This is a genomic window from Corynebacterium sp. 51B, from assembly GCF_008930785.1.
Taxonomy (GTDB): domain Bacteria; phylum Actinomycetota; class Actinomycetes; order Mycobacteriales; family Mycobacteriaceae; genus Corynebacterium; species Corynebacterium megadyptis.
Window position 1 is genome coordinate 153542 of record NZ_PQMK01000002.1, and the last position, 26459, is coordinate 180000.

At 64.4% G+C, this 26459-nt stretch carries 21 protein-coding genes; 12 read left to right on the plus strand and 9 right to left on the minus strand.

Annotation, left to right across the window (positions count from 1 at the left end; genetic code table 11):
• The first annotated feature begins 133 nt into the window (after nucleotides 1–133).
• The 4 genes from argS to thrB all read left to right on the plus strand — a co-directional run bounded on the left by argS (nucleotide 134) and on the right by thrB (nucleotide 5740).
• Complete coding sequence (gene argS, locus GBB14_RS03660; protein WP_151529938.1) at nucleotides 134–1792, plus strand: arginine--tRNA ligase; 1659 nt, start codon at nucleotides 134–136, stop codon at nucleotides 1790–1792.
• 161 nt (nucleotides 1793–1953) lie between these two features.
• On the plus strand, nucleotides 1954–3306 hold the full coding sequence (gene lysA, locus GBB14_RS03665) for a diaminopimelate decarboxylase (protein WP_151529939.1): 1353 nt from the start codon (nucleotides 1954–1956) through the stop codon (nucleotides 3304–3306).
• Between the two features lie 167 nt (nucleotides 3307–3473).
• Nucleotides 3474–4811, plus strand: a complete 1338-nt coding sequence (locus tag GBB14_RS03670; RefSeq protein ID WP_151529940.1) for a homoserine dehydrogenase — start codon at nucleotides 3474–3476, stop codon at nucleotides 4809–4811.
• Between the two features lie 5 nt (nucleotides 4812–4816).
• Nucleotides 4817–5740 (plus strand): homoserine kinase, encoded by a 924-nt coding sequence (gene thrB, locus GBB14_RS03675; RefSeq protein ID WP_151529941.1) that lies wholly within the window; start codon nucleotides 4817–4819, stop codon nucleotides 5738–5740.
• A gap of 111 nt (nucleotides 5741–5851) precedes the next feature.
• Here thrB and GBB14_RS03680 read toward each other — a convergent pair whose 3' ends face one another.
• The 3 genes from GBB14_RS03680 to modA are packed head-to-tail and all read right to left on the minus strand — an operon-like array spanning nucleotide 5852 to nucleotide 9407.
• On the minus strand, nucleotides 5852–6610 hold the full coding sequence (locus GBB14_RS03680; RefSeq protein WP_151529942.1) for a metalloregulator ArsR/SmtB family transcription factor: 759 nt from the start codon (nucleotides 6608–6610) through the stop codon (nucleotides 5852–5854).
• A gap of 11 nt (nucleotides 6611–6621) precedes the next feature.
• Entirely contained in the window at nucleotides 6622–8613 is a 1992-nt protein-coding gene (locus GBB14_RS03685; RefSeq protein WP_151530483.1) for an ATP-binding cassette domain-containing protein, read from the minus strand.
• Between the two features lie 23 nt (nucleotides 8614–8636).
• The gene (gene modA / locus GBB14_RS03690) at nucleotides 8637–9407 is read right to left on the minus strand and encodes a molybdate ABC transporter substrate-binding protein (RefSeq protein ID WP_192796157.1); all 771 of its coding nucleotides are present in this window, start codon (nucleotides 9405–9407) and stop codon (nucleotides 8637–8639) included.
• A 136-nt stretch (nucleotides 9408–9543) separates the two neighbouring features.
• Here modA and GBB14_RS03695 point away from each other — a divergent pair, with 136 nt between their 5' ends.
• Nucleotides 9544–10116: a MogA/MoaB family molybdenum cofactor biosynthesis protein gene (locus tag GBB14_RS03695; RefSeq protein ID WP_342447791.1), complete on the plus strand. Its 573-nt coding sequence runs from the start codon at nucleotides 9544–9546 to the stop codon at nucleotides 10114–10116.
• A 66-nt stretch (nucleotides 10117–10182) separates the two neighbouring features.
• On the opposite strand, the gene GBB14_RS03700 is transcribed toward GBB14_RS03695, so the two are convergent.
• The 3 genes from GBB14_RS03700 to glp all read right to left on the minus strand — a co-directional run bounded on the left by GBB14_RS03700 (nucleotide 10183) and on the right by glp (nucleotide 12739).
• Entirely contained in the window at nucleotides 10183–10848 is a 666-nt protein-coding gene (locus GBB14_RS03700; protein ID WP_151529945.1) for a molybdenum cofactor guanylyltransferase, read from the minus strand.
• Nucleotides 10845–11321, minus strand: coding sequence for a cyclic pyranopterin monophosphate synthase MoaC (moaC, locus tag GBB14_RS03705; protein WP_151530004.1), 477 nt, complete (start codon nucleotides 11319–11321; stop codon nucleotides 10845–10847). Before moaC ends, GBB14_RS03700 begins: the two co-directional genes overlap by 4 nt.
• A 134-nt stretch (nucleotides 11322–11455) precedes the next feature.
• Entirely contained in the window at nucleotides 11456–12739 is a 1284-nt protein-coding gene (gene glp, locus GBB14_RS03710; protein WP_151529946.1) for a gephyrin-like molybdotransferase Glp, read from the minus strand.
• A 64-nt stretch (nucleotides 12740–12803) separates the two neighbouring features.
• Here glp and GBB14_RS03715 point away from each other — a divergent pair, with 64 nt between their 5' ends.
• A complete protein-coding gene (locus GBB14_RS03715; protein ID WP_370451588.1) occupies nucleotides 12804–13223 on the plus strand; it encodes a molybdenum cofactor biosynthesis protein MoaE in 420 nt (139 codons plus the stop codon).
• 25 nt (nucleotides 13224–13248) lie between these two features.
• Here GBB14_RS03715 and GBB14_RS03720 read toward each other — a convergent pair whose 3' ends face one another.
• The 3 genes from GBB14_RS03720 to GBB14_RS03730 all read right to left on the minus strand — a co-directional run bounded on the left by GBB14_RS03720 (nucleotide 13249) and on the right by GBB14_RS03730 (nucleotide 16517).
• Entirely contained in the window at nucleotides 13249–13506 is a 258-nt protein-coding gene (locus tag GBB14_RS03720) for a MoaD/ThiS family protein (protein WP_151529947.1), read from the minus strand.
• Nucleotides 13507–13565: 59 nt separating this feature from the next.
• On the minus strand, nucleotides 13566–14642 hold the full coding sequence (gene moaA / locus GBB14_RS03725) for a GTP 3',8-cyclase MoaA (RefSeq protein ID WP_151529948.1): 1077 nt from the start codon (nucleotides 14640–14642) through the stop codon (nucleotides 13566–13568).
• 78 nt (nucleotides 14643–14720) lie between these two features.
• The gene (locus GBB14_RS03730) at nucleotides 14721–16517 is read right to left on the minus strand and encodes a long-chain fatty-acid--CoA ligase (protein WP_225976606.1); all 1797 of its coding nucleotides are present in this window, start codon (nucleotides 16515–16517) and stop codon (nucleotides 14721–14723) included.
• Between the two features lie 593 nt (nucleotides 16518–17110).
• Here GBB14_RS03730 and rho point away from each other — a divergent pair.
• The 6 genes from rho to GBB14_RS03760 all read left to right on the plus strand — a co-directional run bounded on the left by rho (nucleotide 17111) and on the right by GBB14_RS03760 (nucleotide 26363).
• Complete coding sequence (rho, locus tag GBB14_RS03735; protein WP_151529949.1) at nucleotides 17111–19108, plus strand: transcription termination factor Rho; 1998 nt, start codon at nucleotides 17111–17113, stop codon at nucleotides 19106–19108.
• Nucleotide 19109: 1 nt separating this feature from the next.
• The gene (gene prfA, locus GBB14_RS03740) at nucleotides 19110–20183 is read left to right on the plus strand and encodes a peptide chain release factor 1 (RefSeq protein WP_151529950.1); all 1074 of its coding nucleotides are present in this window, start codon (nucleotides 19110–19112) and stop codon (nucleotides 20181–20183) included.
• A gap of 1 nt (nucleotide 20184) precedes the next feature.
• Nucleotides 20185–21045 carry a peptide chain release factor N(5)-glutamine methyltransferase gene (gene prmC / locus GBB14_RS03745; RefSeq protein ID WP_225976607.1) on the plus strand — a complete coding sequence of 287 codons (861 nt, stop codon included), beginning with the start codon at nucleotides 20185–20187 and terminating at the stop codon, nucleotides 21043–21045.
• Nucleotides 21046–21239: 194 nt separating this feature from the next.
• Nucleotides 21240–24395: an alkaline phosphatase gene (locus GBB14_RS03750; RefSeq protein ID WP_151529952.1), complete on the plus strand. Its 3156-nt coding sequence runs from the start codon at nucleotides 21240–21242 to the stop codon at nucleotides 24393–24395.
• Nucleotides 24396–24587: 192 nt separating this feature from the next.
• Nucleotides 24588–25316 carry a TIGR03943 family protein gene (locus tag GBB14_RS03755; RefSeq protein WP_192796159.1) on the plus strand — a complete coding sequence of 243 codons (729 nt, stop codon included), beginning with the start codon at nucleotides 24588–24590 and terminating at the stop codon, nucleotides 25314–25316.
• A gap of 15 nt (nucleotides 25317–25331) precedes the next feature.
• Nucleotides 25332–26363, plus strand: a complete 1032-nt coding sequence (locus tag GBB14_RS03760) for a permease (RefSeq protein WP_151529954.1) — start codon at nucleotides 25332–25334, stop codon at nucleotides 26361–26363.
• Nucleotides 26364–26459 lie beyond the last annotated feature (96 nt).

Genomic DNA, 26459 nt, shown 5'->3' on the forward strand with positions numbered 1-26459 from the left:
TTACGTAGGATGTCGTGAATCCAAAAATAAGCTGAGGTGCTCTGTGTCTCAATTCAGGATTTTTTAAGATTACGCTGGGGGTTCGTGGAGAAATTGGTGGAGCAAATGGGGGTATGCGATACACTGATCCGCTATGACACCTGCCGATCTTGCTGCATTAATCCGACGCACCGCGGAATCCGTATTTGCCGAGCACGACCTCGATTCCTCTGTCCTTCCTGAGACAGTGACTGTCGAGCGTCCGCGCAATCCGGAGCACGGTGACTACGCTACGAACCTCGCCCTCCAGGTAGCCAAGCGTGCGGGGGCCAATCCTCGCGAGCTTGCCCACTGGCTGGCCGAGGCTCTAGCACAGCACGAGGGCATTTCCGAGGCTGAGATCGCCGGGCCGGGCTTTCTTAATATCCGCCTCAACGCCGCTGCCCAGGGCGCGATCATCGCCGAGATCCTCGCCGCAGGTGAGCGTTATGGCCACGCCGATACCCTCGCTGGTGAGCGCGTGAATCTCGAGTTCGTCTCGGCCAATCCCACCGGCCCCATCCACTTGGGTGGAACCCGCTGGGCGGCCGTGGGCGATTCTTTGGGCCGTGTGCTCGAGGCCAGCGGCGCCCAGGTGACCCGCGAGTATTACTTCAATGACCACGGTCGCCAGATCGATCGTTTCACCAACTCCTTGATCGCCGCGGCTAAGAATGAGCCCGCCCCCGAGGACGGCTATGCCGGCGACTACATCACCGAGATCGCGACCGAGGTGCTGCGCCGCGTGCCCGGTGCCCTCGAGCTGCCCGAGGTGGAGATGAAGGAAACCTTCCGCTCTCATGGTGTGGAGATGATGTTCGCGCACATCAAGTCCTCGCTGGCGGAGTTCGGCACCACCTTCGATGTCTACTTCCACGAGAACTCCCTTTTCGAATCTGGGGCAGTCGATGCCGCGGTGCAGACGCTGAAGGATAATGGCAGCCTGTACCAGGCCGATGGCGCGTGGTGGCTGAAGTCCACCGACTATGGCGACGATAAGGACCGGGTGGTCATCAAATCCGATGGCGATGCCGCCTATATCGCCGGTGATATCGCCTATGTGGCCGATAAGATTGATCGCGGCCATGACCTGTGCATCTACATGCTGGGCGCTGATCACCACGGGTATATTTCCCGGCTCCGGGCCGCCGCTGCCGCTTTGGGCTATCGCCCCGAGCAGGTGGAAGTGCTCATCGGTCAGCTGGTGAACTTGGTGCGCGATGGCAAACCCGTGCGCATGTCTAAGCGCGCCGGCACCGTGATCACCCTCGATGATCTGGTGGAGGCCGTGGGCGTGGATGCTGCCCGCTATGCGATGATTCGCTCCTCGGTGGATCAGAGCCTCGACATCGATCTCGCGTTGTGGGCCTCCCGCTCCTCGGATAACCCGGTGTACTATGTGCAGTACGGCCACGCGCGTTTGTGCTCGATTGCGCGCAAGGCCGCCGAGTTGGGTGTGAGTCTGCAGGGCGCCGATATCGATTACTCGGTGCTCGATAGCGAGCGCGAGGGTGATCTGATCCGCACCTTGGGTGAGTTCCCCGCCGCGATCGCCTCGGCCGCTGACCTGCGCGAACCGCACCGAATCGCCCGTTATGCCGAGCAGCTGGCCGGCACCTTCCACCGTTTCTATGACACCTGCCAGATCCTGCCTAAGGCCGGCGAGGAGACCACCGAGCTGCACATCGCGCGTCTGGCCCTGGCCGCCGCCAGCCGCCAGGTGTTGAGCAATGCGCTCGGTTTGTGCGGGGTCACCGCGCCGGAGCGCATGTAGCGTAGGGTAATCTCGTTCACCACGAACTCCCGACCGCAGGTGGCCGCGATCGCTTATCGACGCCACCTCGCTGCCTCCCACCTCGCGGTGGGGCGCCGGCGTGGTGGTGGGGTGGGCGTGAATGCCGCTGATCAAACTACTTAAGTAAAAGAGCCCCCTTGATGAACGACTTCAACAGCATTCCCTCCCACGTGTGGCCGCGCAATGCCATGCGCCAAGACGACGGCGTGGTCACCATTGCTGGTGTGCCGCTTCCCGAGATCGCGGAGACCTATGGCACCCCGTGTTATGTCATCGATGAGGACGATTTCCGGAGCCGCTGCCGCGATATGGCCGAGGCTTTCGGCGGCGGCCATAACGTGCACTACGCATCGAAGGCGCTACTTACCGCCACCGTGGCGCGCTGGGTCGATGAGGAGGGGCTGTGCATGGACGTGGCCTCCCTCGGAGAGCTGCAGATCGCGCTCGCAGCCGGATTCCCCGCCGCGCGGATCACCGCCCACGGCAATAACAAGTCTGTGGCCTTCCTGCGCGCCATTATTCGCGAGAAGGTGGGCTCCGTGGTGCTGGATAACGCCGATGAGCTGGAACTACTCGATGAGCTCAGCGCCGCCTCCGGCCACGTCCAGGATGTGTTGGTGCGCGTGAAGCCCGGCGTGGAGGCCCACACCCACGAGTTCATCGCCACCGCTCACGAGGATCAGAAATTCGGTTTCTCCCTCGCCTCCGGCTCCGCCATGGAGGCGGCCCGTGCGGCCGTGCGCGCCGAAAACCTGCGCCTTATCGGCCTGCACTGCCATGTCGGCTCCCAGGTCTTCGACGCCGATGGCTTCTCCGTGGCGGCCGAGCGCGTGCTGGGGCTGTTCAAGCAACTGCATGATGAGCTGCCCGCTGCGGACACCGCAGAGCTGCGCGTGCTGGATCTCGGCGGCGGCTATGGCATCGCCTACACCGAAGAAGAGGAGCCGCTCAATGTGCGCGAGGTGGCCGCCGACCTGATCGGTCGAGTGGCCGAGTGCGCCGACGAGCTGGGAATCCCTGCGCCCTCGGTGAAGGTGGAGCCGGGTCGCGCTATCGCGGGACCGTCGACCGTCACCCTCTATGAGGTGGGCTCGGTCAAGGACGTGCACGTGGACACGGACACCACCCGCCGCTATGTGGCCGTCGATGGCGGGATGAGCGATAATATTCGCCCCGCTCTCTATGGCGCCGCCTATGATGGCCGCCTGGTCGACCGCTTCGCCGAGGGGGAGAACACCAGCACCCGCATTGTGGGCGCGCACTGCGAGTCGGGCGACATCCTGATCAATGAAGCCTCCTACCCGAATGACCTGCGTCGTGGCGATCTCTTCGCCATCGCCGCCACTGGCGCGTACTGCTATGTGATGTCCAGCCGCTATAACGCTTTTTTGCGCCCGCCGATCGTGAGCGTGCGCGGCGGCGAAGCCAAGCTCATGGTGCGCCGTGAGACCGTGGAGGACATCCTGGCGCTGGAAAATACCACCGGCGTCTAGCCCGCAGCGTCCCACCCAGCGGCCTTGAGGCCTGGGACACACCCACGGCGATCGCGGCGGCGGAGGTTTATACTTGCCTCACGCTGCGCCCGCCCAGCGCGGATGCTGTAGCTACCCGCCCAACACCGACCACAGACAGAAATAATTCTTAAGGGGAATATCGATCCATGTCTGAGAACGCACCCGTAACCTTCAAGCCTGGGAAGGGCGCTGGCTCACCGGTCGGCGTCGCGATTCTGGGGCACGGCACCGTCGGAAGCGAAGTGCTGCGCATTATGCAGCAGGACGCAGATGCTCTCGAGCACCGCATCGGCGGCCCGCTGGAGCTGAAGGGCGTGGCCGTCTCTGATATTGAGAAGCACGCCGACGCCGTCTCCCGGGATCTGCTCACCACCGACGCTATGTCTCTGATCAACCGAGACGATGTGGACATTGTGGTGGAGGTTATCGGTGGCATCGACTACCCCCGCAAGCTGGTTCTCGCCGCGCTGCGTGCCGGCAAGTCCGTGGTGACCGCCAATAAGGCGCTCGTCGCCGCCCACTCGGCCGAGCTCGCCGAGGCCGCCGATGCCGCTGGCGTGGATCTGTACTTCGAGGCCGCTGTGGCCGCCGCTATCCCCGTGGTGGGCCCGCTGCGTCGCTCGCTCGCCGGCGACCAGGTGGAGCTGGTGATGGGCATCGTCAACGGCACCACCAACTTCATCCTCGATGGCATGGACTCCACGGGAGCGAACTACGACGATATGCTCGCCGAAGCCACCCGCCTGGGCTATGCTGAGGCCGATCCCACGGCTGATGTTGAGGGCCACGACGCCGCCTCCAAGGCCGCCATCCTGGCCTCCCTGGCTTTCCACACCCGCGTCACCGCGGATGACGTGTACTGCGAGGGTATTAGCGATATCTCCGCTGACGATATCGCGGCCGCCAAGGATGCCGGCTACATCATCAAGCTGCTGGCCGTGTGTGAGCGATTCACCAACGATAAGGGCGTGGAGGAGATCGCCGCCCGCGTGCACCCCACGCTGATCCCGCGTTCGCACCCGCTGGCCAGTGTGAACAAGTCTTTCAACGCCATTTTCGTCGAAGCAGAGGCCGCTGGTCGTCTCATGTTCTATGGCAATGGTGCCGGCGGTGCGCCTACCGCCTCCGCGGTGCTGGGTGATCTCGTGGGCGCCTCCCGAAACAAGGTGCACGGCGGTCGTGCCCCGGGCGAGTCCACCTACGCCAATCTGCCCATCGCCAGCTTCGGCGATGTGCGCACCCGCTATCACGTGGATATGGAAGTCCAGGATCGGGAGGGCGTGCTCGCCGAGATCGCTACCAAGTTCGCCGAGAGCAAGATCTCGATCCGCACCGTGCGCCAGGAAGAGTTCGAGGACCATGCACGTCTGATCGTGGTCACTCACTCCGCCACCGAGGCGGATCTGGCGGCCACCGTGGATGCCATCAAGCAACTCGACGCTGTGCGTACCATCCGCAGCGTGATCCGTTTGGAAGGACGCTAAAAACCATGGCGACGGACTTGGTTCCCGGCACTCGGGTCAGCGTCACCGTTCCCGCCTCCTCGGCCAATCTCGGCCCGGGCTTCGACACGCTCGGCGTGGCGCTGGGGTTGTACGACACCGTTGAGGTGGAGGTCACCTCCTCAGGCCTCGAGGTGGAGATCTTCGGCGAAGGCCAGGACGATCTGCCGCGCGGCGAAACCCACTTGGTGGTGAAGGCGCTGCGCAGCGGTCTCTCCGCCGCGGGGATGAGTGCGCCTGGGCTGAAGGTGAGCTGCCATAACAACATTCCGCAATCGCGTGGGCTCGGCTCCTCTGCGGCCGCCGCCGTCGCGGGAGTGTGTGCCGCCAATGGGCTTGCCGGCGAGCCGCTCAGCGCCGCCGAGATTGTGCAACTGGCCTCCGCTTTCGAAGGCCATCCAGATAACGCCGCGGCCTCCGTGCTGGGCGCCGCGGTGGTGTCGTGGACCGATATTCCCGTGGACGGGCGCACCCAGCCGCAATATCATGCGGTGTCGCTGCCAGTGCACGAGTCCATCCAGGCCACCGCCTTGGTACCGGATTTCCACGCCTCCACCGATGCTGTGCGTAAGGTCCTGCCCTCGGATGTCACTCACATTGACGCCCGCTTTAATGTTTCGCGTACCGCGGTGATGGTGATGGCTCTGCAGCACCACCCCGAGCTGCTCTGGGAGGGCACCCGCGACCGACTGCACCAGCCCTACCGGGCCGATGTGCTGCCCGTGACCGCCGAATGGGTCAACCGGTTGCGCAACCGCGGCTATGCCGCCTACCTCTCCGGTGCCGGCCCGACCGTGATGGTGCTCTCCACCGAACCGGTCGAAGCCGCCATCCTCGATGACGCCCGCGCCTCTGGGCTGAAAGTGATGGAATTGCCGGTAGCCGGTCCGGTGCGCGTCGAGCGCTCCTAAAGCCTTGCTGTAGGCCGCTGGTAGCTTGCTAGAAGCGCCATAAAGCCCCGTTGTTATCTGTGTCTGCGCGGCAGACGCGGCAACAACGGGGCTCGCTGCGTCAGTGGGAGCTTAACTCTGCTGCGTAGCAGCGCAGTCCAGCCGAATATCGCATTGGCCTGGGCGCACATAGGGAACCAAGGTCAAGGTGGTGTGGTGATCGGCCACTGTGCCCAGCGCGGCTTGGGCGAAGCCGTGGTGGATCGAGCAGACCAGCGGATCGGGCTGGGTGGACTCGGAAACAAAGGGACAGCGGTTCAAGGAGATGATCCGCCTCTCGGGCGCGGCGGGATCCTCCTGCGGTTCATCGGGGTCGTAGCCGGTGCGACGCATCAGGGTCACTAGCGCTGCTACCTGTTCTGCGTAGTCCGTGCAGTGCTCGCCGCCGTAGCCGACTCGCTGCGCCCAGCGGTGTCCTAGTTGCACCGCATTGCGGTGGGCGGCAGCGCTATCTGTGGTGCAGGCCAAGAGCTGGGCGAGTTCATTGACGAGCTCGATCTGCTCGGTGCTGATCTCTGCGGAATCGGGGATACGGGCGTGGATCACCAAGCTGGGCCGGCCCCGCCCGCCCGTCGCTGGGGTGGTGCTACTACGCACCGCGCCGCGGGCGAGCAATTCATCGATGTGGCCGCGCACAGTATTGACGTGCATGCCGGTATCGGATGCCAAGGCAGAGATGCTTGCGCCATCGGTGTGGGCGCGCACCGCCTCGAGGACGAGGCGTTGTTTGGCGCTCAGGGGCAGGGAATCGTCGAAAAGCGCGCGCGTGGGCGCGGGACCTGGTGACGGGCTGCTCGCAGGGCGGGACGACTCGGCGTGCGGGGTGGGCATGGTGGAGTAGTTTACTCGGCTCGCCGGCGCTGAGAACGCTCGGTGCGGGGCATGGGGTGCACCGAGGTGGCCAGTGCTTTGAAGGTGCAGCAGACCGTGCTGCCCACCTTCAGCCCCAGCTCGGCGACGCTGCGCGCGGTCACCGCGGCCCGCAGCAGCTGGGTGCTCTCGGCTACGCGCACGTGCACACTGACCTGTTCGCCGCTGTGTTCCAAGGCCACGACGCTGCCGTGGAGGCAGTTGCGCGCCGAGGTGCGCGCGGTGGTGTCGCTGGGGGCGATACTCACGGCAGTGGGGGCGAGCAGCACGGCGACATCGCTATTCGGAGATAGCGGGCTGGTGTGGCTCTCGGGCATGGAGGCTGTGTGGTCCTGGGTGGTGGCGTCGATCAGCTGCCCGGCACAGCGCACCGTCACCAGCCCCGAGCTGTGCGAGACCACCGTGGCATGCAGCCGGTTGAGTCCGGCGAGATACGCCATGAACTCGGTCGGTGGCTGGTGCATCATCTCTTCCACGGGGCCGAAGGCGGTGACCTCGCCGGCCTCGAGGACTGCTGCGTAGTGCGCCAAGGTGGCGATATCGACCACGTTGTGGCTAATGAGGAGCACGGTGCGCTGCTGGGCGCAGGCCTCGAGTACTGCCCGCCAGCGGCTGGCGCTCGCGGCGTCGAGGGCGGCCATGGGCTCGTCCAAGATGAGCGTATGCGGGCGAGCCGCCAGGCCGCGCAGCAGAGCCACCTGGGCTTGTTGGCCGCCCGAGAGCTCGGCGATGGGCAGCTCCGCGAGCTCCGCAAGCCCTGCCGCGGCAAGCAGCTGGGTGGCGGTCTCGGCGCTGCCACAGACTACTGTGAGCGCTCGGTGCACCCGCATCCGGGGCGGCAGCGCGGGATCCTGAGTGAGGAGCACGATGCCGCGCTGCTGCATCGGTACCACCGTGCCCGCGGTACCTGCGGGGCCGAGGATCCGCTCGCCCAGCTGGATGCGGGTGCCATGGAGCTCGCCGACGATCATGCGCGCCAGGGTGGTTTTGCCCGCGCCATTTTCTCCGACCAGCGCGGTGGTGCGGGCCTGGGGGAAGGTGGTGCTGTGTACGCCCTCGCCGATCGTCAGCGCTGCGGCTGTCTCGGTGGGGGCGGTGAGGCTGGAGAGGGCAGCGGCATCGATCGGGCCGACCGTCGCCTGGTGGGCCTTCCCGGCGCTGCGGGGCCGCAGCCATAGAGCCGCCCCGCCCAGTGCCGCCCCGAGCACCGCCACGGCCAGCAGCATGAGCACCGCTGCCAGCACGAGGGCGCGTTCGGGGTCGATTTCTCGTTCGAGATAAATACCGATCGGCAGGGTGCGGGTCACCCCAGGATAAGAACCGGCGAAGGTGAGGGTGGTGCCGAACTCGCCGAGGGAGCGGGCACAGGCCAAACCGGCCCCGCTAGCAAGCGCCGGCAGCACCGTGGGGATGAGGATGTGTCGGTTGATCGCACCCGTGCTCATCCCCACCGAGCGGGCCGAGGACTGTACTCGGGGACTCAGCTGGGCAAGCGCTTGTTCGATGGTGATCACCACGAAGGGCATAGCGATAAACACATGCGAGGCCACCACGCCCGGGAAGGCGAACGCGAAGCGCAGACCGAAAAGATTCAATAGCGGTGCGCCCACCCCGTAGACCCCGAGCAGCGTGGTCAGCGCCATGCCGCCCACCACCGGCGGCAACGCCAAGGGAAGCAGCACCAGCAGTCGGGTGATCGTGCGCCCAGCCCGCAAGGTGTGCACCCACAGCGCCACCGCCAGGCCGAGGACAGTGGAGATCAGCGTGGCCCAGAGCGCCGAGGAGATAGTCACCCCGATCAATTCCTGGGTGGCGGGTTCACGCACAATCTCCGGCACCCGGCTCCACGGCACCCGCCACAGCAGGGTGAGCACAGGGGCAATAATCACGCAGAGCCCACACCACGCGGCCACGATGATGGGAAGGGTTTGGCGGGTGCGGGCAGGGGTGAGTGCGGCAGGCATCGCGATGACTTCTGCGAGAAAAACTAGGAGCTGGCGGGGCTAAAGCCGTGGCGGGACCACGCCTCATCGGCGTCGCTACTATGCAGCGCCTGGACAAAGGCGGCGGCCTCTGGCTTCTTCTCGCTCCGCGCAACCACAGCGGCCAGATAGCGGTTAGGGCTCGCCTCGGCGCCGGGGATCTCGAAGGTGCGCACGGCATCGCCGGCGGCAATCGCATCAGAGGCGTAAACCAACGCGGCATCGGCCCCGCCCGAGGTGACCTTGCCCAGAGTGTCGGTCACATTCGACTCCAGCGATGCAGGTTGAAGAGAGGGCAGGGTGGCGTCGATAAGCGTCTTTGATGCCGCCCCGCAGGGCACCTGCTCATCGCAGAGCACGACGGTGGCATCGAGCAGCGACTCATCGAAACCGGTGATCTTGCCGGGATTATCCGCGGGGACGACCAACACCAGATAGTTGCTGGCGATGACCTCGGGGCTATCGACTACGCCTTGTTCGACGGCGCGGTTCATGGTGCGCTCATCGGCGGTGATGAGCACATCCGCAGGCGCCCCATCGACCAGCTGCTGTACCAGCGCCGAGGAGCCCGCGTTGTGGATCACCAACTCGGCCGGGTTATCCAGCTCGGAGCCGAGATTCGCGAAGTCATCATTGAGCACGCGCGTCGAGGCAGCAGCGAAGACATCGAGTTGGGTGGCGTCTCCGCCGGGAACATCTGTGGGGGAGGAGGAGCAGGCGCTGAGCACGCCGGCTGCGACGAACACACTACTCAACGTCGTCAGGATTTTACGCATGCACATATGGTACACAGCGTCCCGCGGGCGACCGCGCTGCCCGCACACCTGAGGCATCACCTACAGTGGCACTACGCAGCAGCCTGAACACCGCCTGCCACCGCCGCCGTCGACACGCATGAGGAGCCACCCTATCGTGACTGAACACACTGCCCACCAGCACACCCACCACAGCCCCCAGCCCATTGCCTCCATGCCGGATATCCCCGGCGCGGTGATCACCGTCTCCGATCGCTGCGCCCGCGGGCAGCGGCAGGATCTCTCGGGCCCCATCGCTCGCGAGGGTTTGCGCTCGCATGGGGTGACAGTGGAGGAGATCACGGTCGTCGAAGACGGCGTGGAGTCGGTACAGGGCGCGATCATCGCGGCGATCGAGGCAGGCGCGCGGGTGGTGCTGACCACCGGCGGCACCGGGGTATCGCCGCGGGATCTAACCCCCGAGGCGACGGCACCCTTGCTCGATGTGGAACTGCGCCAAATCTCCACCCAGATTCTGTTGCGCGGGCTAGAGAAGACTCCGCTGGCGGCATTGTCGCGGGGGCTGGTGGGCATCGCCCGCCGCTCTGGGCAGCGTCCCGCGGTGATCGTCAACGCGCCGGGTTCGCGCGGTGGAGTGAAGGATGTGCTGGCCGTGGTGGGCCCGCTGCTGAGCCACATTGTGGATCAAATGGATGGCAGCAGCGAGCACGAAAACCAGGAGCACCACTAGCCGCTTGCGTCTATCGGCGCTGCGCTGCCTGTGCGTGCTCCACACTTGCCGCGTGCTGGCCGCGCGCTAGTCGTGCCGCTGGGTGGTCGCCGGCGGAAAGTCCGCCAACGCGGCGAGCGTGTCATAGTCGCGTTCGGAGCCATCGCCCGCCACAGTAATGATGCGCTGATTCTTCATTAACGCCGATACGGCAGCCCCGGCACATTCCTCTAGCGCCGCTACCGCCTGCTCTAATGCCGCGGTGCGCCACAAAGCGCACAAAGGCTGGCGGTGGCCATCGCTACTACGCACCAGAGCGACATCGCCGCCCGCTGTCTCAGCGCTGTGGGCTATGTGCGCGTGCTCTGCCACATTCTCGCCACCGGCTGCGGGGGCCGTGAGTGCCGCGGCCAGCTCTGGATAGAGCTGGGCGGAGTGGGGCGCATCCACCGCGAGAACAAGCGTGGTGGGACTCGGCGTGCGATCCGCCCGTAGCCGCTGCACACCCGCAGCGATGGCGGCGACCGGCCCAGCGAAGGCGGGACGCTCGGTGGCGCGCAGAATAGTCTCCGGCAGCTCCACCGGGCGGGTAGTGACCGCGCAGATGGCCGTGGGGGTTATGCTCGCCTCGATGGCGGCGAGGCAATGATCGATCAGCCGGCGGCCCGCTACCTCTACGGTGGCTTTATCGCGGCCACCCATGCGACTGCCGCGGCCCCCGGCCAGCAGGATCACATCGACCTGGGTGCTCATTGGGGGATCTCACGGGACCAGTCGCCGGAGCGCCCACCTGACTTGGCGATGATCGCACTGCGCCGAATATAGGCAGAACGATCCACGCCCTTCACCATGTCGATCACCGCGAGTGCCGCCACCGACACCGCCGTGAGTGCCTCCATCTCCACGCCGGTGCGATCAGCGGTGCGCACCGTGGCGGTAATGGCCACGTGATCGTCCTGCAATTGCAGCTCCACCGAGCAGCCGTGCACGCCGATGGTGTGGGCCAGCGGGAGAAGCTCGGGCACTTTCTTTGCCGCCGAGATCCCGGCGATCCGGGCCACGGCGAGCACATCGCCCTTCGGGACGCGGTTATCCCTCAGCGCACTCATCACCTCGGCCGAACACGCCACCTCGCCATAGGCGGTAGCTTCGCGCACGGTGGGGTTCTTGGCGGTCACATCCACCATGTAGGCGGTGCCCGCCTCGTTGAGGTGGGTGAAAGTCAGATCTTTGCTCATGAAACGTCCTTGGAAAATACGTGAGTCGTGGATAAAAGCACGGTGGCGCGCGCCCGAAGGTGGACTTTGGTGGCGCGCGCCCGAATCGTACTCGCCGGCACCCGCCACCGGCACATAGCCCTTTAGAGCCGGGTGCTGAGCACCGACACAGCTGCGCCGTCGGTGATTTCGCCTGCCCCGGGTGGGACGATCGCCAGACCATCGGCGATCGCGAGCGAGCTAATGAGATGTGAGCCGAGGCCGCGATCATGGGCGGGTACCGCCCGCACGGTCGCATCGGTGATGGAGCCCTCGCGCTCCAGACACACGGGCACGAACCGGGCGCGCCGGGCATCGCTGGGGAAATGCCCACCAGCGGTGGCGTGAATGATGGGAAGATCCCAGTGATCCGGGGTGCTCGCTCTGCTGCGTAGTAGCCGAATGAGCGGAGCTACGTAGAGGTGGAAGGACGCGTAGACGCTCACCGGGTTGCCCGGCAGGCAGGTGATGAGGGTGTCGTGGATCGTGCCGAGGCCCTGCGGCTTGCCGGGCTGTTGGGCGATGGGGCCGAACCATACTCCGTGGCGGCTGAGTACCTCCTTGACCACGTCGAAGGAGCCCGCCGAGACTCCGCCGGAGGTGATGATCAGATCGGCGCGCTCGCTCAGCGACCGCAGGGTGTCTTCGAACTCCGCGGGGGAATCGGAGCTGCTGTGCACGCGGATGCATTCGGCGCCGAGGGCGGAAACTAGCGCCGCCAGCATCGGCCCATTGGAATCGGGAATGTGGCCCGGGCCGAGTTCTTCGCCGGGGCCGCGGAGCTCATCGCCGGTAGACAGTACTGCCACGGTGGGCAGGCGGTAGACGCTGAGTTCGGCGTAGCCGATGGAGATCGCGGTGGCGATCGCGCCGGCATCGAGCACTGTGCCCGCGGTGAGTACGAGCTGTCCGACGCTGACATCTTCGCCGGCGGCGCGGATGTGTTGGCCAGGTGCGGCCGTGCCGTTCAGCCGCACCTCGGCGGGGCAGTCGCTGCGCCCGATGGGCATATCCGAGGCCTCCACCGGCACCACGGCCAGCGGGGACTCTGCGGGCGAGCCGCTGAGATCGATGGGGGCGCCAGTCATGATGCGTACTGCCTCGCCTGGGCGCGGGCTCTGCGGGGCACTGCCGGCGGGCACATCCGCGACCACTGGCAGGGTGGTGGTGCCGTCGCTGAGATCTGCGTGATGCACCAGGAAGCCGTCCATCGCCGAGTTATGAAACACCGGGATGGGGTAGCGGGCGGGGAGGTCCGTGGCGAGCACCCGGCCGCGACAGTCTTCCGTCGCCCGCGTCTCGGTGGATGCAGCAGTGTCGTTGAGGTAGCGCTGGCCGAGTTCGACGACGGCGCGCAGGTGATCGTCGACATTGCGAATCTGTGGCATAGTAGGCAAGTCTAGCGAGTAGCGATGAGCAGCGGAGTCAGCCGCAGTGCAGAAAGGATGCCCCTTGGCCGTCACCAGTTCCGGAATGTGCACCGAGCCGATCGATATGGCCGAGCTTCATGCGTCGGTCGCGTGCCCCGAGGCGGGTGCGGTGGTCACCTTCGATGGGCGGGTGCGCAATCACGATCACGGCCATAGTGTGAGTGCGCTCGAATATTCCGCGCATCCGGCCGCCTCACGCATCATTGCCGAGGTGGCAGACGACATCGCCGAGCGCTTCGATCTGCACGCGCTGGCCGTTTATCACCGCACCGGCTCCTTGCGCATCGGGGACGTGGCACTCGCCGCGGCGGTATCCTCCTCGCACCGGCAGGACTCTTTTGCCGCCATCGCGGCGCTTGTCGACGCCGTCAAGCTGCGGCTACCGGTGTGGAAGAAACAGTATTTCGCCGATGGCAGCTATGAGTGGTCGAACTGCGCTTAAGCCTTAACTCGGCAGCGGCACTACTTTAGCCGCCGGCGAAAGGCGGCAGCAGATCCATGCTCTCTACGGTCGCCAGCTGGCGGGATTCATCCGCCTCGAGGTGGTCGTCGATGAACACCGCGCAGTTTGCCAGCACGGGCGCTGCGGTGGGGAAACGGCGGTGCAGCGCGGCAAGCGCATCGGCTACCGCCGATTCTGCCGGCAGGTGCAGGGTAATGTGCTCGCGGCCCACAGCATCAGCGGCGGCGGCGAAGAAACGAACCTGAACATTCACATCAGACATCACGGGCGGGTTCTCCTCTGAGACAATCACACGATTTGGGTCAGGGCGGCGGCGTATCTTTAGCCGCCGATTTCGGACATGAGGCGCTGGGGCTGGATGAAGCTGTGATCATCAATCCCGTGGCCGGCTTTCTTCTCGGCCATGCCCGCGGCCCAGGCGGCCATGATTTCTTCATCGCTCGCCCCCGAGCGCAGCAGCGTCCGCAAGTCCGTTTCGCTGCGAGAGAATAAGCAATTACGCATGAAGCCATCGGCGGTCAGTCGCGAGCGATCGCAGTCGCCACAGAAGGGATGCGTCACCGCGGCAATCACCCCGATCTGCCCTGAGTGGTGCGGGTGCTGGCGCTCTACAGCATGCCACAGCTGGGCTGGGGCGGAACCGCGGGGTGTGGAGGAGGCGGTGAGCTCGAAGTCTTCGGCGAGGGTGTCCAAGATGTCCTGGGCGGTGATCATGATGTTGCGGTCCCATTTCTCGGGCGGGCCGAGGGGCATCTGCTCGATAAAGCGCAGCTGAGCGCCGGTGCGCACCGCGAAGTGGGCGAGGGGCAGAATATCGCCTTCGTTCGAGTTAGGCATCACTACGGTATTGATCTTGACCGGAGTGAGCCCGACCTTGAGCGCGGTATCGATGGAGGCCAGCACGTCATCGAGACGGTCGCGCCGCGACAGGGTGTGATAGCGGTGGCGATCGAGCGAATCCAAGGAGATATTCACCCGATTCAGGCCAGCGTCGACAAGCTCAGCGGCCCTTTTATCTAGCCCGAGTCCATTGCTGGTCAGCGCGGTGATCGGGGCGCGGCCTTCATCGGTGCGCAAGCTGGTGGCAAAAGCGATGATCTCCGGCAGGGAGCGGCGCAGCAGGGGCTCGCCGCCGGTGAAACGCAGCTGACGAATACCGAGGCGTTCCACCGCGATGCGCAGGAGACGACACAGCTCCTCATCGGTGAGCGTTTTTTCCTGAGCTAACCAATTCAGCCCCTCGGCGGGCATGCAATAGGTGCACCGCAAATTGCATTTATCGGTCAACGACACACGCAGATCGCGGGCCGTGCGGCCGAACCTATCCTGCAAGAGCAGAGTGGTTGGCTCGGATGCGGCCTCGCGCTGAGGGGAGAGAGGGGCAGCGTCATTGTTCATGGTGCAGACAAGAGTATAGATACACCGACTCTGATGCCAGCACGCCCCGTGGGTTTTATGCTGCGGCCACCAATGCGGTCACCGCTGCACTGCGGGATCCTGGCCCTCGTTGGTCCCGCTATCCTCCGTGTTCTCCGCGCGGTGTGTGCTGTCCTGCGGGGTGGAGGCGCCGGGACCGATCAGCTTGATCACCGAATAATCTCCATCGCGCAGGTGCATGCGCAGATCCTTCTTGTCGAACTTATCCACACTGGTTTTGTCGATGCGTTCGACAAAGGTCCAATACTCGGGCAGCATCCAGCGGGGCAGGCGCTCGCGCAGGCTATCGCGCAGCCGCTCCGCCGTCTCTCGGGTCGGATCGACGCCTGGGTGCAGCACCGTCACCGAGAGGGGGCGCTCGCCCCACTTATCGTCGGGGTAGCCGATCACTGCGGCTTCGACCACATCGTCGTGTTCCATCACCATGTTTTCCAGCTGCACCGAGTAAATCCACTCGCCACCGGAGCGAATCACGTCTCGGGCGCGGTCCTCGATGGTGAGGAAGCCATCCTTGGTCACCGAGCCCACATCGCCCGTCTTTAACCAGCCATCCTCGGTGAACTGTTCCGCGGCATGATCCACCGGTTCGCCGCGAAAGACCGAGGCAGGGTTTTCGCCGTGCTCGGTGGGGGAGTCATAGTAGCGCTCGGTCACATAATTGCCGCGCACCTGAATCTCGCCTTGGTTGCGGTCCGTGGAGGACTGGATAGCGCCATCGTTGACCACCCGGAATTCCACCGAGGGCGAGAAGCGCCCCTGGGAGGTGCGGTAGAGCCAGCGCCGTTCGCCGGAGGCGCCCACCGGCGGGCGCGAGACTGTGCCGACCGTGGAGGTTTCCGTCATGCCCCACACGTGCACCACATCCACGCCATAGCGCTCCTCCCACAGCTGGATCAGCACCGGCGGCACAGGGGAGCCGCCAACGAATAGCTCGGTGAGGCTCATGCGCTGCGGCGGATGGGAAAGATAATGCACCATGAGGGAAATCCACAGGGTGGGCACCCCATGCGCCATGCGCGGGTGGCAGGTCTCGATAATCTCTGCCAGCCGCGGGGCCGAGACGTCGGAGCCGGGCAGGATCAGCGGGGTGCCAGACATAAAGGCCGTGACGGGCACACCCCAGCTCAACACGTGATAGATCGGCACGCAGCATAAAAAGGGCACGCCGTGGGCAATCGCCATCGCATCGGAAGAGCGCAACTCCAGGGTCTGGATATACAGGGAACGGTGCGAATACGCCACGCCCTTCGGCGCACCCGTGGTGCCGGTGGAATAGCACATGGCCGCTGCCGTGGTCTCATCCAATTCCGGCCAGTCATAGTGCGCCGAGCGCCCATCGAGCAGCGCCTCATAGGAGTACACGGGCAGATGCTCCGGAATGAGCGCGCGCAGCCGCTCGTGGTCCTCAAGCCCGATAAACACTACCGCGCTCACGGTGGGGCAGCCACGCAGAATAGAGCCCAGCGGCGCGGCGAGAGAAGGATCCGCCACGATCACCCGCGACTCGGCGTGATTAATAATGTGACGAATCTGATCGTGCATCAGCTGCTTGTTCAGCGGCGCAAATACCGCCCCCATGCAGGATGTGGCGAAGAGCACCTCGAGATGCTCAGCGCAGTTAAACATGAAGGTGCTCACGCGCTGGTCGCCATCGATGCCCAGCTCATCGCGCAGGGCATGGGCGAATGCGGCGGCACGGGAACCGATGTCCGCGAAGGTCGTGGTCTCGGGGCCATTGTTCGTCCACGTGGTCACTGTGGTGTCGCCGAACACGGTGGAGCCATAGGTGAGGATTCGCGCCAAGGACAGGGGAATATCGTGCATGGTGCTGCGCATAGGGTCTAGCTTAACTGCTTGCCGCGACACTCTTGTGTCTGATTGCGGGCTCAACCCCACATGGCACAATGCGGGCGATGCCTCTTCGCAGGAGAGTTACAGCTCTGTTATGATCGGGAGTCAGTAGCACGCAACTTAAGAATGATTGAGGATCGTGCTCTACGCTCTTGGTGCGAACACAGGCGTCAACGAGGCTTTAGAAGTCGCACACTCCCCGCACACTCTTTGCTACTTCGCGGTGGCTAATTGAAGACTGCGGTGCGTGTGGTGTGGCTCACATCACATTGTTTGATCGCCCTTGTAGGAGGCGGCTGACCGCCACTGCTTATCGACGTTGCGTCGACGGCCGTGAGCCTGCACTCCGTGACGCCTCGCGTTTACGCCACGCGTATAGACTATCTGCCGACATTTCACCGCTGGGTAATCATGATCCACAGGTAGTCCCCATATCAAACTCCACAGTAGCTTTTAACCTCGAATGCCCATGCGTGCCCTAGCGACTAGGGCAGGTGTTCGTATCCGCTGCATACGGCGTGTTTCCTGCACAGCCGCGGCGATCACGGGGGATGAAGAAAAGCGATGAAAGGAACTCTGTGACCGACAAGGACACTTCCGCTAAGGACCTGAACTCCCTGCGGCTGCCGGAACTCCGCGCGATGGCCCGCGACTTGGGTCTGCGTGGTCTCTCCGGTAAGCGCAAGGTTGAGCTCGTCGACGCCATTAAGGCCGCCCAGAACGGCGCGGCCGGAGGCAACGGGGGACAGGGCTCTCAGCGCGCTGCGGCGAAGAAGGACGCCTCCGATTCCTCCGCTGAGGCAGAGGATCACTCGCCGCGTTCGCGACGTCGTCGCGCTACTGCCAAGGCCCACACTCCAGAGCAGCACGACGCTGCCGATGAGAACAAGGCCGAGCACAAGGCCGAGAAGAACTCCGATAAGGGCGAGAAGAACGAGAAGGCGGAGAAGGCCGCCGAGTCCTCCTCCCAGTCTTCCGAGACTGACGACGAGCCGGTGTACTACGAGTCTCGCTCCGCGGCCCGCCGCGCCCGCCGCCACAAGCAGCGCCAGATTCAGCGCGAGCGTCGCGATAATGACCGCGGCGAGGACGACAATGAGCGCGGTGACTCCGAGGACAACTCCTCCAACGACAATCGTGATCGTCGCGACCGCGACCGCGACAACCGCAACCGCGACCGCGATAACCGCGGTAGGAATAAAAACCGCGATAACCGCGATGGCGATGATTCCGGTCGGGATGACAACGATAACAACGACGATCAGGGCGGTAACCGCCGCAATCGCCGGGACCGCAATGACAGGGGCGGTCGCCGCAATCGTCGTGATCGCAACAACCGCCGTGGCCGGAATAATGATCGCAATAACGATCGCGGCAACGACGGCCAGGACGATAATGACAACCGCAATGATGACCAGCTGCAGCCGGTAGGCGGCATCCTGGACATCGTGGATAACAACGTTGCCTTCGTGCGCACCACCGGCTACCAGGCCGGCACCCAGGACGTTTTTGTCAATCAGAACATGATTCGCAAAAACGGCCTGCGTCGCGGCGACGCCATTACCGGCCAGGCCAAGGTCGGCGGGAATAACCGCGGCAATAACCGCCGCCAGAAGTACAACCCGCTGGTCCGCGTGGATACCGTCAACGGCATGAGCGTGGACGAGGCTCGGCAGCGCCCGGACTTCTCCAAGCTCACCCCGCTCTATCCGAACCAGCGTCTGCGTCTGGAAACCGAGCAGCGGATCCTCACCACCCGTGTGATCGATCTGATCATGCCCATTGGTAAGGGCCAGCGCGCCCTGATCGTCTCCCCGCCGAAGGCCGGTAAGACGACGATTCTGCAAAACATTGCGAACGCCATCGCCACCAATAACCCGGAGTGCTACCTGATGGTGGTGCTGGTGGACGAGCGTCCCGAGGAAGTCACGGACATGCAGCGCAGCGTCAAGGGTGAGGTTATTGCCTCGACCTTCGACCGCCCGCCGAGCGAGCACACCGCGGTCGCCGAGCTTGCCATCGAGCGCGCCAAGCGCCTGGTGGAGCAGGGCGAGGACGTGGTGGTGTTGCTGGACTCCATCACTCGTTTGGGCCGCGCCTACAACAATTCCTCCCCAGCCTCGGGCCGCATCCTCTCCGGTGGTGTGGACTCCAATGCTCTCTACCCGCCGAAGCGTTTCCTCGGCGCTGCCCGCAATATCGAAAACGGCGGCAGCCTCACCATCATCGCCACCGCCATGGTGGAGACCGGCTCTGCCGGCGATACCGTGATCTTCGAGGAGTTCAAGGGCACCGGCAACGCCGAGCTGAAGCTGGATCGCAAGATCTCCGAGCGCCGCGTATTCCCGGCCGTGGATGTCAATCCCTCCGGTACTCGTAAGGATGAGCTGCTGCTCGCCCCGGAAGAGGCCCGCATCATGCACAAGCTCCGCCGTATCCTGTCTGCGCTGGACAATCAGCAGGCCATTGACCTGCTGATCAAGCAGCTGAAGAAGACCAAGAACAACGGCGAGTTCATGGTGCAGGTGGCATCCTCCGCGCCGATGGCGGCCGACCAGGAGGAGGAATACTCCTAAGATGAGCCAAGTTTCAGCAGTTGATGACATCCTGGCCGAATATCACGGCTTGGAGCAGCAGATGGCTGATCCTGAACTCCATAACGATCAAAAGGCCGCGCGCCGCGTCGCAAAGCGCTACTCGGAGCTCGGCCCGATCGTGAAGGTGTACAAGGAGCTGAAGTCCACCCGCGAAGACCACGAAGCCGCGAAGGAAATGGCCTATGAGGATCATGACTTCGCGGAGGAGGCCGAGCGGCTGGGGCAGCGCGCCATCGAACTCGAGGAGCAGCTCGCCGATCTGCTGGCCCCGCGCGATCCCCACGATGGCGATGACATCGTGATGGAAGTGAAGTCCGGTGCCGGCGGCGAAGAAGCCGCGCTCTTCGCCGGCGAGCTGGTGCGCATGTACCAGAAGTTCGCCGATAAGAATGGCTTTTCCACCGAGGTGCTGGATCTCGCCGAGTCCGATCTGGGTGGCGTCAAGGACATCACCCTCTCGATCCGCTCGAAGCAGCCCTCCCGCGATGGCGCCTGGAGCGTGTTCAAGTTCGAGGGCGGGGTGCACCGCGTGCAGCGGGTGCCCGTCACCGAATCGCAGGGTCGTATCCAGACCTCCGCGGCCGGTGTGCTCGTCTACCCCGAGCCCGATGAGGTCGAGGATGTGGAGATCGACGAAAAGGACATCCGCGTGGACGTCTATCGTTCCTCCGGTAAGGGCGGCCAGGGCGTGAACACCACTGACTCGGCCGTGCGCATCACCCACCTGCCCACGGGAGTGGTGGTGACCTGCCAAAAGGAGCGCTCGCAGATCCAGAACCGTGCCCGCGCCATGCAGGTGCTGGCTGCTCGTCTGCAGCAGATGCGCGAGGAAGAAGCCGAGGCGGAGGCCGCCGAGGGCCGCGCCAATCAGGTGCGCACCATGGACCGCTCTGAGCGCGTCCGCACCTACAATTGGCCGGAAAACCGCATCTCTGATCACCGCATCAACTACAAGGCCAATAACCTTGATTCGGTGCTGGATGGTCAGCTGGATGATCTCTTCACCGCGCTCCAGGCGGCCGAACGCGCCGCGCGCTTGGAGGCGGAGAACTAACGTGACCGACCTCACGGTCCGTCAAGCACTACAGAAAGCAACCGCTCGTCTCGCCGCGAGCGGTTGCTCTTCTGCGCTTAACGACGCCTCCTCGCTGCTCGCCCACCACCTCGGCATCGACCGCTCCCGCCTGTTTTTTCATCACGGTGACGTTCTGCCCCGACCCACAGACTTCGAGGAACTCCTTTCTCGCCGCGCCGGCAGGGAGCCGCTCCAGCACATTCTCGGCAGCGCCGCCTTCGGCCCCCTCGACCTTGCCGTGGGGCCCGGGGTATTTATTCCGCGCCCCGAAACCGAAGTACTCGCCGAATGGGCCGTGCAGCGCCTAGAGGACATGATGCACGCGGGGATAGCCGCGCCCCGCGTGGTGGATCTGTGCACCGGTTCGGGCGCGCTGGCCTGCTGGATTGCCGCGGCTGTGCCGCAGGCGCGGGTGAGTGCGGTGGAGCTGAGTGCGCGGGCGCGGGAATATACTACGCAGAACGCCTCCACGTACCCGAACCTCGAGGTGTTCGCGGGTGACGCCACCGATCCGCAGCTGCTTAGGGCGCTGGATGGCCAAGTGGATCTGATAGTGACGAACCCGCCGTATGTGCCGGAGGGCAGCGTCGTCGAGCCAGAGGTGGCCGCCGATCCTCATGCGGCAGTATTTGCTGGTGCGGACGGGATGAGGGTGATCGAGCCGATGATTCCCGTGCTGGCGCGGTTGCTTCGCCCCAGTGGGGCAGTGGGCATCGAACATGATGATGCCACCTCACAGTTAGTGCGGGCCGCTCTTGATCGGTGTGGAGCCTTCAGCCCCGCCGAGGTGCTCGACGATCTTAATGGCATCCATCGATTCGTGATAGCTTTCCGAAACTAACAAGTTTCTTATTCGTCACCGACTATTCACATGTGCGTAGCGTCACGGTACAGGCCGTGTCACGCTCCCTTTTTAGAGTGATCCCTTGAGGCATCGACTATGCCCGAGCCACCTCAGTGCCCGCTGCGAATTCCTCGAGCAGCGACGGCGAGTTGGCTCCCGACGTGGATAGCTAAAAGGGATACAACAGCATCATGGCGATATCGACTCGAGTGCCCCGACTGTGCGCATCGGGCCTGCTCATCGCAGCACTCACCGGATTCGGACTAGCCCCGCTCGGCCATGCCGAGGACACAGCAACACCCACCCCACCCAGCGACGGCGACGACTGCATCGCCATCACTGACGACGGCACCGTCCGCGCCCCAGGCCCGGGCGACTGCGCCCGCTTCGGCACTGCGGGGCCGGGCCGGAGTGCGGAGACTGCGCGCAACGTGATCCTCATCGTGGGCGACGGCATGGATCAACAAACCATCACCGCAGCGCGGAACTATCTCAAGGGTGCGGGCGGACGGTTCGCGGGCATCGATGAATTGCCCGCCACCGGCACCTATACCCATCACTCTATTGACCGCGACGGCAGCTTCAACCTCGTCACAGACTCGGCCGCCTCGGCCACCGCGTGGACGAGCGGCACTAAAACCTATAACGGCGCCATCGGCGTGGACCTTGAGGGCGAGCCGGTGCCGAATATCGTCGAAATGGCCAAAAAAGCGGGCATGCGCACGGGCAATGTCACCACCTCGGAAATCCAGGATGCCACCCCGGCGGCGCTCGCGGCGCATGCCGTGGGGCGCAAGTGCTACGGGCCGGAAGAGGACAAGCACGAACGCTGCCAGGGAGGCGAGTACTCGGAGCAGTACCGCAACAACGGCGGCTTGGGATCCATTTCGGAGCAGCTGGTGGAAACCCGCGCCGATATCACTCTCGGCGGCGGCATGGAATCCTTCCGCGAGATCGTGCAAGAGGGCGGCCCGGCGCGTACCCCCTATCTGGATAGCACGATGACCTGGCAGGAAGGCCGCAGCGTGCTCGATAACGCCACCGACGCCGGCTATACCGTCGTCACCACTGCCGAGGAGCTGGCCGCAGTAGAGCGGGCCTCGCAGGAGGAGCCGGTGCTGGGGTTGTTCAACGACGGCAATCTCACCACCCGTTTCGCCCCCTCGACGGCCACCGTCGGTGGGGCGCAGAAGCCGCCCGAGACCTGTAGTGCCAATGACATCGGTAGCGAGCCCGAGTTGGCCGAGATGACTTCCACGGCCCTGCGGCTGCTGGATGATCCTGAGGCCGAGACCGGCTTTTTTCTGCAGGTGGAATCGGCCAGCATTGATAAGCGCAATCACGCCGCCGATGCGTGCGGAATGATTGGTGAGGTCGAGCGCATCGACGAGGCCATCCAAGAAGCCCTCGACTTTGCCCGCGCCGATGGCAACACCCTGGTGTTGCTGGCTGCCGATCACGCCCACTCGGCGCAGATCCTTCCCGATAGTGCGGAGTCGGTCAGCCCCGCGACCCGCTTGGCCACCAACGATGGAGTGGGCCAGGCCGTCGGCTATGGCACGCTGCCCGCAGAGGTGATCGAAGGGGAGGAGAAATTCTCCACCCAGCACAATGGTGCCGAGCTGCGCGTGGCCGCCTTCGGTCCGGGAGCAGAGAATGTGATCGGCACGATCGACCAAACCGACATGTTTTATGTGATGGCCAATGCGCTGCGCCTCGGCGATTGGGAGGTGGCTGAGTCCTCTCCGTTCCAGAGCATCGATCTGAAGAAGTCTGCCGAGGCACGTGATGATGTACGCGAGACGTGCTATCTCGTCACCGCCGATGGCGGCGCGCCCCAGCCGGGAGACTGCGCGCAATATGGCAAGCAGGGGCACGGGCTATCTACGGATAAGGCGAAGAATGTGGTGCTGATGATTTCTGATGGCACCGGTAATTCCGAGATCACCTCCGCCCGCAACTATCTCGTGGGCCCCTCGGGACGGCTGCCCGGCTATGACAACTTCGACTTCACCGGCAGTGCTACCACCTATGCGCTTTCCCCCAGCACTGGCCAACCGGATCTCGTTACCGACTCCGCGGCCTCGGGCTCGGCGTGGAATTCGGGGATCAAAACCTATAACGGCGCGGTGGGCGTAGACGTCACGGGAGTACCGGTGCCCACCATGGCGGAGCTGGCCAAAGCCAAGGGCATGAAAATCGGCAATGTCACCACCGCCGAGGTGCAAGATGCCACCCCAGCAGCCTTCGCCACGCACGCCTTGAACCGCAAGTGCTATGGGCCGGAGAAGGACAAGAACAATGAGAAATGTCAAGGCCCAGACATGGACTCTCAGTACCGGGAGAATGGCGGGCTCGGGTCGATCTCGGAGCAGATCGTGGATCTGCGCGCCGATGTGACTCTCGGCGGCGGCCGCGAGGCCTTCGAGCAGATCGTGCAACGCGGCGGAATGTGGGCCGGCAACGACTGGACCGAAGGTAAGAGTGTGCTCGAGAACGCCGAGGCTCAGGGCTATCAGATTGTCAGCACCACCGAGGAGATGCAGCGGCTCAGCGACGCTCATACCGGCAGCCCGGTGCTGGGTCTGTTCGCACCCGGCAATCTGCCGCGACACTATGCCCAATCGATCCCCACCGAAGACGGCGCCATCGCCCCCGCCCAGCAGTGCAGCGCCAATAGCGAGCGCGGCCCGGAGATCCCATCGCTGGAGCAGATGACCACCACGGCTTTGGATTTATTGCGCAACGACGCCGGCTTCTTGCTACAGGTTGAAGCCGCCTCGGTGGACAAGGCCGGCCACGACGCCGATGCCTGCGGCCAGTTCGGTGAATTCAGCGACTACGACGCCACTCTCGCCACAGTCCGCGAGTGGGTAGAGACCACCGGCGAGCCCACCTTGATCATCTCCACCACCGATCATGCGCACACCTCCCAGATCACCAACCTAGGGGCGATCACAGCTGGCCGCACCATCACCCTGGCCGGCACCACCCCAGGCGTGGAGATGACCATGAACTACGCCACCGCGCCCTCCAATGAGGATGATGTGGCGCTCGGCGGTCAGACCCACACCGGGGCGCAGATTCAGGTGGCCGCCTCCGGGCCCGGCGCGCAGAACGTGGTGGGGCAGTTGGATCAAACAGATATTTTCTACGTCGCCGCCAATGCCCTCGAGCTCAACACGGATCCAGGTGTCATCGATCTCAGCCCACAATGGGATAAACAGGCGCAGTACGACGCCACCTCCTCGAATACGCACACCGTGTGGTGGATTCTGGCCGGTGTGGCGGTGATCGTCGTGGTCGGCGGTATCGCTCTGTTCAGCAGCCGCTCCCGCACCTCCTAGGTCTCGCGGCTAGGGCGGTGGCGCGCCCTAGCCCCGCAGATACCTACACTGATTTTCAGATCACTCTGCTGCGTAGTAGCCCCGTGGAAAGGACATCTACTCACCATGGCTCCGTGTGAGCATTCATCTCCGCCTCAGCAGGCCTGCTGCGCTCCCACGCGCGAGACTAGCCCCGCACAGGGCCTTTCTACCGTGCTGGCCTCCACCATCGTGGTGCTGCTGAGCATCGTGTTGCTCGTATTGGCTATCACTGGGCAGCTCAATAACTATGTGCAGCCCTTCTTTCGGCCGGTCATGATTCTCACCGGGCTGGCGCTTTTCGGCCTGGGAGTATGGTCCCTTGTGCGGGTGCGGCTCGACGCGGCCACCGCAGCGGGGGAGCACCCAGTGCGTGCCACCTCGTGGGTGTTGCTTGTGCCCGTGCTGCTCGCGGTGGTGAGCGCGCCGGACCCGTTAGGGGCGTCGATGTTGGGATCGGCGGCCGTGGGCGGGGCGTCGACAAGCATGGGGGATCCGCAGGCGCAACGCGCCCAACAACTGGTGCGGGTGGAGCGCAACCCCGATGGCACCATCGCCTTTCCCGAGCTGGCGCGCGATGAGGTCAATGAGATCACGCTCGAGGATCTCGCCAACCGCTTCTACTTTGGCTCCAAAGAGGACCTCGATGGGGTTAAGGTCCGGGTGGTCGGCTTCGCCTCAGAAGGCGCAGAGGGAGGCTGGTTTCTCGGGCGGTTCAAGATCTATTGCTGCGCGGCCGACGCCATTCCCTATCAAGTACGCCTAGAAGGCCTCGCGGAACCAGCTTCAGATCAGTGGTACGAGCTCGGCGGCACAGTAGACACCGCAGCCGACGCACAATGGCCGGTGCTGCGGGTGGAAGAAACCGAGCCGATCGATCAACCCAACCGCCCTTATCTCTAAGAAAGCAGGTGTGAGATGACCACGCACGCGCATCCCCCGCACACCGCGAGCGATCTGACCCAGCGCAGGCACGGCACAGGGTCGCGGAGCTGGTGGCTCATTCCCGTCGCTGCGGTAGCTCTGCTCGCTTTAGCGTTGCTGGTGGTACGCATCCGCGGGCCTATCCTGCCCATGAGCGGCGCAGTGGAATCCTGGGCCTCGATCACCGTGGCCATCACGCTGCAGGCCATGCCCTTCCTGGTGCTCGGCGTGATCGTGTCGGGAGCGATTTCGGCGTTTGTGTCAGATACCGCACTACGCACAATCACTCCGCGCAATGAATTTCTCGCCGTGCCCACCGTGGCCAGCTCGGGTCTGCTACTTCCGGGCTGTGAATGCGGCTCGGTTCCGGTGAGTGGGTCACTGATTCGACGCGGGATTCCGCCTGCTGCGGCGCTTGCGTTTATGCTCGCCGCGCCGGCGATCAATCCGGTGGTACTCGTTTCGACCGCCGTGGCCTTCAATGGCTTTCCCCTCATGGTGTGGGCGCGGTTTCTCGCCTCGCTCGCTGCCGCCATCCTCGTGGGATGGATGTGGATCAGCATCAGGGGAGAGGAGCACATGGAGATCGGCCGCGGCCACGACCACAGCCACGCGAAGAAACTGGACGTGTTTCGCGCCTCCGCGCTGAGCGATCTGATGAACGCTGGTGGCTTCCTCGCCCTGGGCGCGATGGCTGCGGCACTGATCAAGGTGACCGTGCCGCGCTCCTGGTTCGAGACGATCAATGAGTATCCGCTCATGGCCGTCGCCGTGATGGCGGCGCTGGCGATCGTGCTCAGCCTGTGCTCTGAGGCCGATGCCTTTATCGCCGCCTCCTTCACCCATGTTTCGCCCACAGCGCAGCTCGTCTTCCTCGTGGTGGGCCCGATGGTGGATATCAAGCTCATAGCCATGCAATACGGCATGTGGGGCAAGGCCTTTGTGCTGCGTTTTGTGCCCTTCGCGCTGGCCTTTTCTATCCTCAGCGCAGTGATCGTCGGCGGTATACTTTTCGGCGGACTATAGCGCCGCTGGCGTGTGCTGCGGGCATAGGCCGCCGGCGTGTGCTGAGGCCACGTGGCGCGGCATGCGCCGCCGCCGAGAGCCTAGCCACCCTGCAGC

Coding starts and splice junctions, on each gene's coding strand:
- argS (WP_151529938.1), top strand. CDS start 134: ATGACACCTGCCGATCTTGCTGCATTAATCCGACGCACCGCGGAATCC.
- lysA (WP_151529939.1), top strand. CDS start 1,954: ATGAACGACTTCAACAGCATTCCCTCCCACGTGTGGCCGCGCAATGCC.
- GBB14_RS03670 (WP_151529940.1), top strand. CDS start 3,474: ATGTCTGAGAACGCACCCGTAACCTTCAAGCCTGGGAAGGGCGCTGGC.
- thrB (WP_151529941.1), top strand. CDS start 4,817: ATGGCGACGGACTTGGTTCCCGGCACTCGGGTCAGCGTCACCGTTCCC.
- GBB14_RS03680 (WP_151529942.1), bottom strand. CDS start 6,610: ATGCCCACCCCGCACGCCGAGTCGTCCCGCCCTGCGAGCAGCCCGTCA.
- GBB14_RS03685 (WP_151530483.1), bottom strand. CDS start 8,613: ATGCCTGCCGCACTCACCCCTGCCCGCACCCGCCAAACCCTTCCCATC.
- modA (WP_192796157.1), bottom strand. CDS start 9,407: ATGCGTAAAATCCTGACGACGTTGAGTAGTGTGTTCGTCGCAGCCGGC.
- GBB14_RS03700 (WP_151529945.1), bottom strand. CDS start 10,848: ATGAGCACCCAGGTCGATGTGATCCTGCTGGCCGGGGGCCGCGGCAGT.
- glp (WP_151529946.1), bottom strand. CDS start 12,739: ATGCCACAGATTCGCAATGTCGACGATCACCTGCGCGCCGTCGTCGAA.
- GBB14_RS03720 (WP_151529947.1), bottom strand. CDS start 13,506: ATGTCTGATGTGAATGTTCAGGTTCGTTTCTTCGCCGCCGCCGCTGAT.
- moaA (WP_151529948.1), bottom strand. CDS start 14,642: ATGAACAATGACGCTGCCCCTCTCTCCCCTCAGCGCGAGGCCGCATCC.
- GBB14_RS03730 (WP_225976606.1), bottom strand. CDS start 16,517: ATGCGCAGCACCATGCACGATATTCCCCTGTCCTTGGCGCGAATCCTC.
- prfA (WP_151529950.1), top strand. CDS start 19,110: ATGAGCCAAGTTTCAGCAGTTGATGACATCCTGGCCGAATATCACGGC.
- GBB14_RS03750 (WP_151529952.1), top strand. CDS start 21,240: ATGGCGATATCGACTCGAGTGCCCCGACTGTGCGCATCGGGCCTGCTC.
- GBB14_RS03760 (WP_151529954.1), top strand. CDS start 25,332: ATGACCACGCACGCGCATCCCCCGCACACCGCGAGCGATCTGACCCAG.